Source organism: Bacillus cereus group sp. N6 (genome assembly GCF_016483705.1).
Lineage (GTDB): Bacteria > Bacillota > Bacilli > Bacillales > Bacillaceae_G > Bacillus_A > Bacillus_A wiedmannii.
Window position 1 is genome coordinate 1 of record NZ_JAEHBI010000384.1, and the last position, 212, is coordinate 212.

Here is a 212-nt window from a genome sequence, read left to right on the forward strand (position 1 = left end):
AGATTTTGAAATCCTGCGGATTTAACAAAACGTCGTTTGATATGTCTATGATCTTGTTCGATGAGGTTATTTAGATGCTTAACGGTGCAATGTTTCGTATGCACATAAAAACCATTATGTTTCAGTTTTTTGAATGCACAAAGTAAGGCAGGAGCCTTGTCTGTTGTGAGAACCGTTGGTTCTCCAAAAGCTTTCACTAACCTTTTCATAAA

General features: G+C 36.3%; 1 protein-coding gene. It reads right to left on the reverse strand.

The annotated features are described in order from the left end of the window. The coding region (locus JDS99_RS31675) for a DDE-type integrase/transposase/recombinase (RefSeq protein ID WP_199696560.1) at positions 1–212 on the reverse strand (212 nt) is incomplete at both ends.